Annotated in this window: 13 protein-coding genes and 3 pseudogenes; 3 read left to right on the top strand and 13 right to left on the bottom strand. The window is 71.4% G+C overall.

Annotated elements, in window-relative coordinates; genetic code table 11:
* The 9 genes and pseudogenes from AB0H87_RS28955 to AB0H87_RS28915 all read right to left on the bottom strand — a co-directional run.
* Positions 1-141 (bottom strand): annotated as a pseudogene (locus AB0H87_RS28955) (DNA repair protein RecO); the annotation flags it as partial.
* Positions 142-410: 269 nt separating this feature from the next.
* Positions 411-749: pseudogene (locus tag AB0H87_RS28950) on the bottom strand (NADH-quinone oxidoreductase subunit C); the annotation flags it as partial.
* The gene (locus AB0H87_RS28945) at positions 746-2,218 is read right to left on the bottom strand and encodes a proton-conducting transporter membrane subunit (protein WP_360152390.1); all 1,473 of its coding nucleotides are present in this window, start codon (positions 2,216-2,218) and stop codon (positions 746-748) included. The gene AB0H87_RS28945 and the pseudogene AB0H87_RS28950, both read right to left, overlap by 4 nt.
* A complete protein-coding gene (locus AB0H87_RS28940; protein WP_360152387.1) occupies positions 2,218-2,883 on the bottom strand; it encodes a hypothetical protein in 666 nt (221 codons plus the stop codon). Before AB0H87_RS28940 ends, AB0H87_RS28945 begins: the two co-directional genes overlap by 1 nt.
* An 18-nt stretch (positions 2,884-2,901) precedes the next feature.
* Positions 2,902-3,846 (bottom strand): NADH-quinone oxidoreductase subunit H, encoded by a 945-nt coding sequence (locus AB0H87_RS28935; RefSeq protein ID WP_360152384.1) that lies wholly within the window; start codon positions 3,844-3,846, stop codon positions 2,902-2,904.
* Positions 3,843-5,864, bottom strand: coding sequence for a proton-conducting transporter membrane subunit (locus tag AB0H87_RS28930; RefSeq protein ID WP_360152381.1), 2,022 nt, complete (start codon positions 5,862-5,864; stop codon positions 3,843-3,845). The genes AB0H87_RS28935 and AB0H87_RS28930 overlap by 4 nt, the downstream gene beginning before the upstream one ends.
* On the bottom strand, positions 5,861-6,352 hold the full coding sequence (locus tag AB0H87_RS28925) for a hypothetical protein (protein WP_360152378.1): 492 nt from the start codon (positions 6,350-6,352) through the stop codon (positions 5,861-5,863). The genes AB0H87_RS28930 and AB0H87_RS28925 overlap by 4 nt, the downstream gene beginning before the upstream one ends.
* An 82-nt stretch (positions 6,353-6,434) precedes the next feature.
* Positions 6,435-6,788, bottom strand: a complete 354-nt coding sequence (locus AB0H87_RS28920; RefSeq protein ID WP_360152375.1) for a metalloregulator ArsR/SmtB family transcription factor — start codon at positions 6,786-6,788, stop codon at positions 6,435-6,437.
* A 74-nt stretch (positions 6,789-6,862) separates the two neighbouring features.
* The gene (locus tag AB0H87_RS28915) at positions 6,863-7,843 is read right to left on the bottom strand and encodes a helix-turn-helix domain-containing protein (protein ID WP_360152372.1); all 981 of its coding nucleotides are present in this window, start codon (positions 7,841-7,843) and stop codon (positions 6,863-6,865) included.
* Between the two features lie 52 nt (positions 7,844-7,895).
* Here AB0H87_RS28915 and AB0H87_RS28910 point away from each other — a divergent pair, with 52 nt between their 5' ends.
* The gene (locus AB0H87_RS28910) at positions 7,896-8,270 is read left to right on the top strand and encodes a cupin domain-containing protein (protein WP_360152369.1); all 375 of its coding nucleotides are present in this window, start codon (positions 7,896-7,898) and stop codon (positions 8,268-8,270) included.
* A 7-nt stretch (positions 8,271-8,277) separates the two neighbouring features.
* Here AB0H87_RS28910 and AB0H87_RS28905 read toward each other — a convergent pair whose 3' ends face one another.
* Entirely contained in the window at positions 8,278-8,673 is a 396-nt protein-coding gene (locus AB0H87_RS28905) for a MerR family transcriptional regulator (RefSeq protein ID WP_360152366.1), read from the bottom strand.
* Between the two features lie 59 nt (positions 8,674-8,732).
* Between AB0H87_RS28905 and AB0H87_RS28900 the strand changes: the two genes are divergently transcribed.
* Complete coding sequence (locus tag AB0H87_RS28900; protein WP_360152363.1) at positions 8,733-9,467, top strand: SDR family oxidoreductase; 735 nt, start codon at positions 8,733-8,735, stop codon at positions 9,465-9,467.
* Positions 9,468-9,485: 18 nt separating this feature from the next.
* Positions 9,486-10,286 carry a methyltransferase domain-containing protein gene (locus tag AB0H87_RS28895; protein ID WP_360152360.1) on the top strand — a complete coding sequence of 267 codons (801 nt, stop codon included), beginning with the start codon at positions 9,486-9,488 and terminating at the stop codon, positions 10,284-10,286.
* Positions 10,287-10,336: 50 nt separating this feature from the next.
* On the opposite strand, the gene msrA is transcribed toward AB0H87_RS28895, so the two are convergent.
* The 3 genes and pseudogenes from msrA to AB0H87_RS28880 form a co-directional block, all read right to left on the bottom strand.
* Entirely contained in the window at positions 10,337-10,891 is a 555-nt protein-coding gene (gene msrA, locus AB0H87_RS28890) for a peptide-methionine (S)-S-oxide reductase MsrA (protein WP_360152357.1), read from the bottom strand.
* Entirely contained in the window at positions 10,888-11,358 is a 471-nt protein-coding gene (gene msrB / locus AB0H87_RS28885) for a peptide-methionine (R)-S-oxide reductase MsrB (RefSeq protein WP_360152354.1), read from the bottom strand. Before msrB ends, msrA begins: the two co-directional genes overlap by 4 nt.
* A gap of 125 nt (positions 11,359-11,483) precedes the next feature.
* Positions 11,484-11,901, bottom strand: a pseudogene (locus AB0H87_RS28880) (pyridine nucleotide-disulfide oxidoreductase); the annotation flags it as partial.

Below are 11,901 nucleotides of genomic sequence, written 5' to 3'. Positions count from 1 at the left end.
CTGGATCGCCTCGACCTGGCTGACGGTGTGCAGGCCGCTGCCGCCGCCGTTCGGATCGCCGGCGATCTGCAGGTCGACGTGGCCGAACGGCTCGAACCGGAGATCCGCTCGGCGAGTGGCAGTCCGGCGCTCGGCTCGCGCTGTTCGAAGAGTTTCTCGATGCCTTTGTGGACGTACCACAGCCGGGCTTTGAGTTTGAGGATGGTTTCGCCGACGACGGAGAAGCGGAAGTGGCCGGGTTCGATCAGCCCGGCGTGGACGGGGCCGACCGGGATCTCGTAGACACCGGGGCCCTCCACGGTGAGGAACGGGAACGGCCCGTCAGCGTCGGCGAACGTCGGCGGTGGGCCGGCATCGCGGCGCATCGGGTACCAGCCGGTGGGCCAGTGCTGGTGTCGGACCAGGCGGCGCGGGAGTGGGTGGTCGAGCGGCTGGATGCCGTACAGGTCGTGCATCTCGCGTTCGAAGCGGCTCGCCGGGAATGACAGCCCGGCCAGGGTCGGCACGGTGGGCCGGTCCCGGTCGATGGGCAGGTGCAGCTCCACCCGCCGGTCCGGTCCGGCGGCGAGGAAGAGGTAGACGGCGCGCAGCGAGTCGCGATCCTCGTGCGCGGCGACCAGGGCCAGCCGGAAGCCCGCGCGCTGCAGGGTGCCGGTGTCCTCGGCCAGGGTGGCGCCGGTCGTGGGAATGGCGACGCGGCGGTAGCCGGCGGCCTGGCCACCGGGCAGCGGGAGTGGGCCGGCGGTCATGGCGCTCCTACGATGCTGGCCGCCGCGGTCATGAGGCTCGAAACCGGGCCCAGGGTTATGCCGAGGGCCGCCACGCCGACGAGCCCGGCGATCAACGGCATCGCCGCGGTGAGGGTGAAGGCGGCCGGCGGGTCGGTGGTGGCCGTCACGGGTGGGGGACCCAGCAGCATCCGGCCGGTGTGCGCGGTGATGGCGACGAAGGCGACCACGACGAGGGCGTACGCGACGACGACGGTCCAGGTCAGTCCGGCGGTGGCGCCGGCTCGGGCGATACCGAGCTCGCTGGCGAACAGCGCGGCGGGTGGGAATCCGAGCAGGGCGAGGAGAGCGAGCCCGAAGAGTCCGGCCAGCAGCGGCATGCGCGTGGCCAGCGCCCGGACGTCGGTGATCTGGCTGCTGTGGTGTCGATGCAGGATGTGTCCCGAGCTGAGGAAGGCGACGGTTTTGGCCAGCCCGTGCCCGGCCATGTGTAGCAGCAGGGCGGCGATGGCGAGGCGGCTGCCGATGGCGGCAGCGAGGGCGATCAGGCCCATGTGTTCCATGCTGGAGTAGGCCAGCATCCGCTTGTAGTCCCGCTGCCCGATGAGCAGCGCGGCGGCGAGGGCGAGGGTGGCGAGGGCCAGGACCAACAACAGGCTACGGGCATAGCCGGGGCCGAGCGCCGGGTCGGCGATCGCCTTGACCCGCAGCACCGCGTAGAGCGCCACGGGCAGCAGGACGCCGGACATCAGTGCGGAGACGGGTGCCGGGGCCTGGGAGTGGGCGTCGGGCAGCCAGGCGTGCAGCGGGATGAGACCGGCTTTGCCGCCGAACCCGATGACGGCCAGGCCGACCGCGATGCGGGTGACGGCGGGGTCGAGCTCATGCGCGTGCCCGGTGAGGGTGGCCCAGTCGAGGGCGTCTTCGCCGGAGAGGCCGGTGTGCTTGGCAGCGGAGTACAACAGGACGAGGCCGAGGAAGGCGATGGCGATGGCGGCGGAGCAGATGACCACGTACTTCCAGGCGGCTTCCAGGGCGGTACGGCTGCGGTGGTGGCCGACGAGGAACGCGGTGACGATCGTCGTCGCTTCGACCGCGACCCAGAGGATGCCGAGGTTGCCGGCCAGCACGGCAGCGGCCATGGCGGCGATGAACAGGTGCAGCAGGACGCCGTACCAGCGGGCCCGCCGGGCGCTGGTCCGGCCGGCCCGCAGATAGGCCGGCGAGGCCCAGCAGGCCAACAGTGCCACCGCGGCGACGCCGAGCAGCATCCAGGCCGACAGGGCGTCCGCCCGGATCAGGCCGCCGGCGGTGTGCACCGGCCCGTGGCGGGTGACGGTGGCGGCCAGGCTCACCGCGTCGGCGCCCAGCAGCGCCGTGGACACGACACCCGCCCAGGCCGTCGTGCGGGGACGCCAGCCCGCAGCGGCGTAGACGAGGCTGGCGACCAGCGGCAACCCGATGGGGGCGAGCAGCAACAGGATGGTCATCAGTCGTGCAGCTCCCGCAGTTCGTCCAGATCGCTGCTGCCGAACGTGGTGCGCAACCGGGTGGTCAGGACCTGGAGTACGAGGACGATCAGCAGCAGGTCGAAGGAGACGCCGAGTTCCACGATTAGCGGTACTCCGGCGGCGGCGAGGAACGCGGTGGCGGTGATCCCGTTGTCCAACAACAGGAACCCGACCACCTGGGACAGGGCGCGGCGGCGGGTGACCAGGGTGAAGAATCCGATCAGCGCCACAGCGAGCGCGGCGGGCAGGATCGTGCTGGCCGGGCTGGTCCCCAACATCGCGACGAGGGGTCGGGTCACCGCGTAAGCGAGCAGGGTCAGCGCGGCGGCGGCCAGCAGCGAGGCGGCGACGTTGACCACGGGCCGGGTCTCGCGGGCCTCGGCCGGGGAGTCGCCCAGCGCCCGCCAGGCCAGGTATGGCAGGACCGCGGCCCGCAACGCGCCCAGCCCGACGGCGACCAGGATCAGCTCGAGGCTGTGCTCGTGGATGCCCAGGATCGCCACGATGGCGGCCAGCGCGGCGCCCTGCAGCGCGAACAGCCGGATCATCGACGCGAGTTGGTGGCGCCACAACACGCCGATAGCGGCGAGCAGGAACAGCCCGGCCGCAAGGTCGAGGAACAGCGCGTAGCTGAGGTCGGTCATCTCCAAGCTCCTCATCGATCAGGCGAGGAAGAACGAGGACGCGACGGCGAGCAGCGCGAGGACGAAGGAACCGGCGAGTAGCTCCGGCACCCGGAACAGGCGCAGCTTGGCGATGAACACCTCGGCCGCGCCCAGCCCAGCCGCCAACACCGCGACCTTCGCGCCGAACACCGCGAGGGCCACGGGCAGGCCGGCCAGACTCGCCCCGGCGATGCCCCACGGCAGGAACAGCGACGCCAGGAGGCCGAGCAGCACGGTCAGGCGCATCGCGGATGCCCATTCGACCAGGGCCAGGTCGGTGCCGGCGTACTCCAGCACCATCGCTTCGTGGATCATCGTGAGTTCCAGGTGGGTGGCCGGGTTGTCCACCGGGAGTCGCCCGGTCTCGGCGACGACCACGATCGCGAGAGCGGCGGCGGCCAGGAGACTGGCGGGCGAGGCGACGCGCAGCGGGTCGTGCAGGGTGGCGGTGACGATCGCGGCGAGGTTCGTGGATCCCACCCTGGCGGAGAGTGCGAAGACCGCGACGAGGATGGTCGGTTCGACCAGCGCCAGGATGGTGATCTCGCGGCTGGCCCCCATCCCCCCGAACGCCGTGCCGGTATCGAGGGCCGCGAGGGCGAGGATCACGGTGCCCAGGGCGAGCAGCCCGACGACGGCGAACAGGTCGGCCGCCGGATCCAGGGGCGAGGCGGTGGTCAGCAGCGGTGTCACCGCGGCCAGCACCAGCGAGGTCCCGATCAGCAGCAGCGGTGCCAGCCGGAACGCCCAGCCGGCGCCTGTCGGGGTCGCTGGCTGGCGGCGCAGGAGCTTGCGCAGGTCTCGCCACGGCTGGGTGACGCCGGCGCCCGCGCGGCCTTCCAGCCGGGACCGGACCTGGCGCATCAGCCCGACCAGCAATGGCGCTCCGACCGCGACGACGCCGACCTGCACGGCGGCCGCGACCAGCGCGGAGGCGTTCATCGGGTCACCGCCAGGACCAGCAGCAAGGCGCACATGCCGAAGAACCCGTAGGCCAGATAGCGGTGCACGCTGCCGTTGGCCAGCACCGGCCCCAGCCGGCCCAGCCGGCGGGCCGCGGTGATGACCGGGGCGTACAAGGCGTGTTCCACCCGGTCGGGAACCCGCGCCTGGTAAGCCACCCGTGCGACCAGGTACGCGGATTCGGCGTGCGGGGTGATGTCGACGTCGGTTTCCGGGGCGAGGACGTCGTCGAAGACACGCTGCAACGGCTCGGCGAACGAGGTGGCGGTGTACTGCATCCTGGCCGTGGGCGGGCCGACGCCACAGTCCCACAACGCCACGGCTCGGCGCCGGGTGACCCGCCCCGCGACCAGCCGCACCAGCAACGCACAGCCGCCGACGGCGACGACGACGGCGACAGCGATCACCAGGGGTGACATGGTGCTGGCGATCCCGGCCAGACGCAGGCTCACCCCACCGTCGACCACGGTGGCGGGCGTGTGAGTGGCCGCACCGACGGCCCGCGAGAGCACCGGCGCCAACGCGGCCGGCGCCAACGCCAACCCGACGCAGGCCGCCGCGAGGACCCCCATCGCGACGAGCATCGCCGGCGGTGACTCCCTCGCCGCTTCGGTGGCGTCGCTGCGGGGGCGTGCGAAGAACCCGACGCCGAGGGCCTTCACGAAGGCGGCCACCGCCAGCCCTGCGGTCAACGCGACGACCGCGACAGCGAGCGGCATCGCCACCGCGATGACCACGCCGCCGGCCGGCAACGTGTGCACCAACGACTGCAGCAGCAGCCATTCGGAGACGAACCCGTTGCCCAGCGGCAACGCCGCCGCTCCCAACGCCCCGACCGCGAACAGGATGGTGGTGACCGGCATCCGGGAGCGCAGGCCGCCGAGCGCATCGAGGTCGCGGGTGCCGGTGGCGCGTACTACGGAACCGGCGGCGGTGAACAGCAACGCCTTGAACCCGGCGTGGTTGAGCACATGGAGCAGCGCTGCGGCCAGGGCCAAGGCGGCCAAGGTGGGCGCGCCCGAGGCGTTGAAGATGCCGGCGGCGCCCACACCGAGGAAGACCAGGCCCATGTTCTCCACCGTCGAGTACGCCAGCAGCCGTTTCAGGTCGGCGGCGACCGCGGCCTGCAGGATGCCGTACAGCGCCGACACCGCCCCGACGGTGAGCACGAGCAGCCACCACCAGCGTGACCCGCCGCCGAACAGGTCGAACCCGACCCGGATGACCCCGTACACGCCGAGGTTGACCATCGCCGCGGACAGCATCGCCGACACCGGCGAGGGTGCCTCAGCGTGCGCGCGGGGCAGCCACACGTGCAGCGGCACCAGGCCCGCCTTGGATCCGAAGCCGGCCAGCACGAGCACGAACACCGCGCCGCGCACGGCCGGGGACAGGTGGGCGGCGCGCAGGTCGGCGAACGACTCTCCGCCCGCTCGGGCGGCGTAGACCACCAGGCCGAGCAGGATCGCCGCGAAACCGACCTGGGTCAGGGCGGCGTACCAGCGGCCCGCGTCGGCGACCGCCGGCCGGGCCCGATGCTCGGCGAGGATCAGCAGCAGCGAGGAGACGGCCATCAGCTCCCACAACACCAACAGCGTCGACACGCTTGCGGCGGCGGGCACCAGCAGCATCGAGACGGCGAAGACCGGCAGCGCCGCCTGCACGGGCCGCCCGGACTGGCCGTGGCCGCCGCCCGCGTAGCCGATGCCGTACAGCGCCGCGGCGACGAGGACCCCGCCGGTCACGGCGACGAACCAGCCGCCGAGCGGGTCGAGGGCGATCTCCACCCCGGCGAGCGGCAGCAACCCGGGCAGCCGGGCCTGGAACACCTGGCCTGACAACGCGGCGATGCCCGCGACCAGGCCGGAAAGGCCGATCGCCGCCGTGGCGGCACCGACGGCCGCCGGACGGGCCCGCCGCGGCAGGACGACGGCGGCCAGCACACCCGACCCGGCCGCGACACACGCCCCGGCCAGGGCCCACCCGATCACATTCACCGCCCGGTCAACCCCCGCAGCGCCGACACGATCGCCGCCGGCTCCGGAGGGCATCCCGGCACCCGCACGTCCACCGGCACCACATCGGCGACCGGTCCCCGCACCCCGTAGCCGCCGGCGAACTCACCGGCATTGATCGCGCAGTCCCCGACCGCCACCACGATCCGCGGCTCGCTCAGCGCCTCGAACGTGCGCTCCAGCGGCACCGCCATGTTGCGCGTCACCGGCCCGGTCACCACCAGCGCATCGGCGTGCCGTGGGGAGGCGACCAGCCGGGCGCCGTACCGCTCGGCGTCATACACCGGACCGAACGCGGACCCGATCTCGATCTCACAACCGTTGCAGGATCCGGCATCCACATGCCGCAGCTGCACCGACCCGTGCAGGGCGGCCGCCTTCTCACACGACAGGCCGCGGGGGCGGGGCGGAGCAGGCTCGGCCGTCCGGCCGGTCTCGCGGATCTTGCGCCACAGTTTGAGTACGGCCATGGTTGTCTACTCCGGCGTCGAACGAGGGGGAATTCCAGCCGGATGTGTTTCCGGGGGCGGCCATCCGGCTGGAGGCAAAGCGCTATGCCGGCGGGGACGGCGGAGCGGGGGACGCCTCCTGCAGGTCGGCGAGCAGCTCGACCTGGCCAGCCAGGACCTCGGTGAGGATGCGTCTCGCCACCGCGAGGAGCTCGGCGACCTGGGGGCTGGTCAGCGAGTAGTAGACCGTCGAGCCCTCCTTGCGGAACGTGACCAGGCCCGCCCGACGCAGCACCGCCAGCTGCTGCGACAGGCTGGTCGCCTCGACGCCCACCTCAGGCAGCATCTCGCCCACCGCGTGCTCGCGCTGCGACAGCAGTTCCAGCACCCGAATGCGGGCGGGGTGACCAAGAGTCTTGAAAAACTCCGCCTTGGCCTGATATAGCGGCCTGCTCACCCGTCAACCCCTACCCGGCGTGCCATCAACTCGTCCATCAGTTGCACACTTTAGCAAGTGTTCAAGCCCACCTGCTAGGTCACTGGTTGAGAACCGGAGTCGCGGCCGAAGCGGCGGCGGTACTCGGTCGGGGTCAGGCCGGTCTCGCGGCGCAGGAGCGTCCGTAGGTTCGTGGCCGTGCCGAGGCCGCTGCGGCGGGCGACCACGTCCAGCCGGGACTCGCCGCGTTCGAGGAGGCGGCAGGCGAGGGCGACCCGCTCCCCGGTCAGCCAGGCCAGCGGCGTCGTGCCCAGCTCGGCCCGGAACCGCCGGTGCAGTGTCGCGGCGCTCACCGCCAAATGGCCGGCCAGGTCCGCGACCGTCAGCGGACGGTCGAGATGCTCCTGAGCCCAGGCCAGCAGAGGGGCCAGCGAGTCGTCCGGGATTTCGGGGATCGGGCGCTCGACGAACTGCCGTTGACCGCCGTCGCGGTGGGCGAAGACGAGCCGGCGGCTGACCGCGTTGGCGATCTCGGCGCCGTGGTCGCGCCGCACCACGTGCAGGCCCAGGTCGAGGGCCGCGGCACTCCCCGCCGCGGTGAGGATGTCACCGTCGTCGACGAAAAGAACGTCGGTCTCCAGGTGTACGTCAGGGAAGCGCGACCGGAACTGGGCAGCCCACTGCCAGTGGGCGGTGGCCCGTCTTCCGTCGAGCACCCCGGCTTCGGCGAGCGTGAATGCCCCGCTGCAGAAGCCGATCAGCCGGGCGCCCCTGGAGTGGGCACGGCGGATCGCGTCCAGGACGGCGGGGCGGCGCGGTACCTCGACGTCGGGGCGGTTCGGGACGATGACCGTGTCCGCCTCGTCGACCGCGTCGAGCGGGGCGATCCCGCTCAGGTCGAAGAATCCGTCGCGCATCCGGGTGGTGCGGGTGGCCGCGCAGAGGCGGAAGTCGTACAGGTCGCGGCCGAGCTCGGGGCGGTGCAGTCCGAACACCTCGGTGGCGCAGCCGAGCTCGAAGGGGTTGGATCCGGCGTCGACCAGGGCAACGACGCGGTGCAAGGATTCTTGCGTCATGTGCGATTCCTAGCACTCACGGCGCACGCCGGAAAGGTCCGACGATGGGGGCGTGACCGAACCGATCTCCCTGACCGCAGCCCTGTCGTCCTTCGCGGAGCTGTGGAGCCCGCGCATCGTGACCCGGGTCAACGACCACGACATCCGCGTCGCCAAGGTGCGCGGCGAGCACGTCTGGCACAGCCACGACCACACCGACGAGTTCTTCCTGGTGCTCGAGGGGGAGCTGACGATCTCCCTGCGCGATCGCACAGTGGTGCTCCAGCGCGGTGACGTCTTCACGGTGCCGCGCGGGACCGAGCACAAACCGTCGTCGGAGGGCGGCGCGTCGATCCTCATGGTGGAGCCGACCGGGACGGTGACCGTGGGCGACCGGCACGAGGACGTGCCCGATCATGTCGACGCGACGACCGGGCACACCCTGTAGCCGCTCGTCAGGAGCCGGCCGCGACCTTGTCCGCAGGCCCGGTCACGTACTCACAGTGCGGGTTCGGGCCTGAGGTCTGTTCGATGATGGCGTCGAGCTTGTCCCGGGTGCGCGTCAGCTCCGCGATCTGCGCGTCGATGCGGTCGCGCTCGGACGCCAGCAGCCGCCGCGACTCCGGTGTGTTGACCTTCGCGTCGACGCACGGCAGCAGGTCGGCGATCGTCTTGCTGGAGAGCCCCGCGCCGTACAGGGACTGGATCAGCTTGACCCGCTCCACCGCTGCCTCGGTGTAGTGGCGCTGCCCGCTCACGCTGCGGGTCGAGGCCAGCAGCCCCTGCTCCTCGTAGTACCGCAGGGCACGGACACTCACCGCCGCCCGCGTGGCGACATCCCCGATTCGCATGTGTGACCCCCGTCTCGCACCTTGCCTCTGACGTCAACGTCAGGTCTTAGCGTAGCCACATGCAGATCACCGGAGCAAAAGCCCTCGTCACCGGCTCCAACCGTGGGCTCGGCAGAGCGTTCGTCGAGGCCCTCGTCGCCCGCGGCGCCAGCACGGTCTACGCCACCGCCCGGCGCCCTGAGCTCATCGACACCCCCGGCGTCACGCCGTTGCACCTGGACGTCACCGACGCCGCCTCCATCGCGGCGGCCGCGTCCCGCGTCGGCGAGCTGGACATCCTCGTCAACAACGCCGGCATCTCGACCCCCTCGACCCTGCTCGGTGACCACCTCGACAACATCCGCCGCGAGTTCGACACGCACTTCTGGGGCACCCTCAACGTCACCCGCGCCTTCGCACCGCGCCTGGCCGGCGGCGCCATCCTCAACGTCATCTCCGCACTCTCCTGGTACGTCTACGGCCCCACGAGCAACGGCTACGCCGCGGCCAAGGCGGCGGAATGGTCACTCACCAACGGCTTGCGCATCGAGCTCGCCGACCAGAAGACCCAGGTCACCGCGCTGGCCCTCGCCATAGCCGACACCGACATGATGGCCGCGTACGACATCCCGAAGCTGCCCCCGGCCGAGGTCGTCGCCATGGCCCTCGACGGCCTCGAAGCCGGCAAGCTCGAAGTCATCGGGGACCCCGTTACCGCCAACGTCAAGGCCGCGCTCGCCGGCGACCCCGCCGCCTTCTACGCCGACGTCCCGGCGGCCCTCTTCGGCCAGGCCCCTGGAAGTGACACGCGGTAGGTCGTTCAGGATGTGGACATGGCGTCTTCCCCGGATCACCGCTACCTGCTCGACAACGCCCGGGTGGAGGCGGGCGAGCGGTTCACCTGGCTGGCCGAGTTGTTCGACGGTGTCACCCGTGGGCACTTCGACCGGCTCGGAATGAAGGCCGGCTGGCGCTGCTGGGAAGTCGGTGCCGGCGGCCCCAGCATTCCCGAGGCACTCGCCATCGCCGTCGGGCCAACCGGTCACGTGCTGGCAACCGACATCAATCCGGCCTGGTTGGACACCCGCAGCGGGTACGAGGTGCGCCAGCATGACATCGTCACGGACCCGCCGCCGCGGCCAGGGACGTTCGACCTCGTACACGCGCGGCTCGTGCTCGTTCATGTCCCCGACCGTGCCCGAGCCTTGGCGACGATGGTGGCGGCGCTGCGGCCCGGCGGCTGGCTGCTGATAGAGGATGCTGACACCGAGTTGCAGCCGCTGGCCTGCCTCGACGAGGTTGGCCCGGCGCAGCGGCGCGCCAACCGGCTGCGGCGTGCCGTCCGGGAACTGATGACCCGCCGCGGCGCCGATCTGCGCTACGGCCGCACGCTGCCGCGGGCGCTGCGCGCCGCGGGCCTGGTGGATGTGACGGCGTCCGGCTGTTTCCCGGTGGGCGGGGTGGCCTGCGACCGCTTGGAGACGGCGACGGTGCGCATGGTCCGCGCCGAGTTGATAGCCGCAGGGCTGGCCGACGACGCCGAGATCGACGCGCACCTCGCCGCCGTCGACGCCGGCGAGCTCGACCTCACCCTCGCACCGCTGATCTCGGCGTGGGGACGCCGTGCGCCCTGACGAGGGCGCGTCCATCGCTTCGGCGGTGGACGCGCCCGCTCAGCCTCCCGTCAGGCAGAGGTCGCGGTGCGCCTGGGCAGCACCCAGCCCGGCCGCGGGAAGTGGCACGTGTAGCCGTTCGGATAGTTGATCAGGTAGTCCTGGTGCTCGGGCTCGGCCTCCCAGAACGGGCCGGCCGGCTCGATCGTCGTGACCGCCTTGCCCGGCCACAACCCTGACGCATCGACATCCGCGATCGTGTCGCGAGCGACCCGCTCCTGCTCGTCGGTGACCGGGAAGATCGCCGACCGGTAGCTCGTCCCCATGTCGTTGCCCTGCCGGTTCAGCGTCGACGGGTCGTGGATCTGGAAGAAGAACGCCAGGATGTCACGGTACGTCGTCTGTGTCGGGTCGAAGACGATCTCGACCGCTTCCGCGTGGCCAGGGTGGTTGCGGTACGTCGCGTGGTCGTTGTCGCCGCCGGTGTATCCGACGCGCGTGTCCAGCACTCCGGGCTGCCGGCGGATGAGATCCTCCATGCCCCAGAAGCAGCCGCCGGCCAGGACGGCCGTCTCCGTGCCCGGCTCGCGGGTGATCCGTCCGGTGTCGTTGACTCCGCTGGTCATGATGCGTTCTCCTTCGTGGCGTCCGACTCGAACAGCGAGCGGTACTCGCCGTAACCCTGCGCCTCCAGCTCGGAGACCGGGATGAAGCGCAGCGCAGCCGAGTTCATGCAGTACCGCAAGCCTCCCTGGTCGGCCGGGCCGTCGTCGAAGAGGTGGCCGAGGTGGCTGTCGGCGGCGGCGGACCGCACCTCGGTGCGGGTCATCCAGAGCGATCTGTCGGTCTTGGTGCGGACGACGTCGGCGTCGATCGGCTTGGTGAAGCTGGGCCATCCGGTGCCGCTGTCGTACTTGTCGGTCGACGAGAACAGCGGCTCGCCGGAGACCACGTCCACGTAGATGCCGGGCTCGTGGTTGTCCCAGTACTCGTTGCGGAAGGCCGGCTCGGTCCCGTCCTTCTGAGTGACCTGGAACTGGGTGTCGGTGAGGCGGCTGAGTGCGTCCGGAGTCTTACGGTAGTCCTGTGACACGATCTCTCCTCTTCTGACGCCGCTGGCTGCGGCGTCATCTGCAACAACACTGCCGTGAGCTGTTTTGGTCCCGGCCTCCTGAGGACCCGCTGTGATCACGCTCTCGGGCCGGCACACCAGCGGGGTCAGCGTCGGCGGCGCTGGTTCTGCAGGGTCTCCAACAGCCGTAGCCAGATCTCGCTGACGGTCGGGAAGCTTGCGACCGCGTGCCAGAGCCTGCTGACCGGCACGCGGCCCACCATCGCGACGGTGGCCGAGTGCAGCAGTTCCGTGGTCGCTGTGCCGGCAAAGGTCGCGCCGATCAGCGTGTCGGTGGCGCGGTCGACGACCACTTTGGCTCGGCCGTCGTAGTGCTCGCGGGAGACCTCGGCGCCCGAGACTCCGGCGATGTCGAACTCGGCGGTCTCGATGTCGATGCCTCGTTCGCGCGCCGCGGCCTCGGTCAGCCCGACCGCGCACACTGGAGGATCGAGGAAGACGACAACCCGTACGCGGACCGCTCCCGCCACATCACCCGCAGGACGCCACGCCGGGCGCCCCGCC

Origin of the sequence: Asanoa sp. NPDC050611, from assembly GCF_040654855.1 — a bacterium.
Classification (GTDB): domain Bacteria; phylum Actinomycetota; class Actinomycetes; order Mycobacteriales; family Micromonosporaceae; genus Asanoa.
The sequence above is the reverse complement of the archived record's forward strand: the minus strand, read 5'-3'. Positions and strand labels throughout refer to the sequence as shown.

What these genes read in the sequence shown, in the direction of transcription:
- AB0H87_RS28945 (WP_360152390.1), bottom strand. Translation starts at nt 2,218, where the DNA reads ATGACCATCCTGTTGCTGCTCGCCCCCATCGGGTTGCCGCTGGTCGCC.
- AB0H87_RS28940 (WP_360152387.1), bottom strand. Translation starts at nt 2,883, where the DNA reads ATGACCGACCTCAGCTACGCGCTGTTCCTCGACCTTGCGGCCGGGCTG.
- AB0H87_RS28935 (WP_360152384.1), bottom strand. Translation starts at nt 3,846, where the DNA reads ATGAACGCCTCCGCGCTGGTCGCGGCCGCCGTGCAGGTCGGCGTCGTC.
- AB0H87_RS28925 (WP_360152378.1), bottom strand. Translation starts at nt 6,352, where the DNA reads ATGGCCGTACTCAAACTGTGGCGCAAGATCCGCGAGACCGGCCGGACG.
- AB0H87_RS28915 (WP_360152372.1), bottom strand. Translation starts at nt 7,843, where the DNA reads ATGACGCAAGAATCCTTGCACCGCGTCGTTGCCCTGGTCGACGCCGGA.
- AB0H87_RS28905 (WP_360152366.1), bottom strand. Translation starts at nt 8,673, where the DNA reads ATGCGAATCGGGGATGTCGCCACGCGGGCGGCGGTGAGTGTCCGTGCC.
- AB0H87_RS28900 (WP_360152363.1), top strand. Translation starts at nt 8,733, where the DNA reads ATGCAGATCACCGGAGCAAAAGCCCTCGTCACCGGCTCCAACCGTGGG.
- AB0H87_RS28895 (WP_360152360.1), top strand. Translation starts at nt 9,486, where the DNA reads ATGGCGTCTTCCCCGGATCACCGCTACCTGCTCGACAACGCCCGGGTG.
- msrA (WP_360152357.1), bottom strand. Translation starts at nt 10,891, where the DNA reads ATGACCAGCGGAGTCAACGACACCGGACGGATCACCCGCGAGCCGGGC.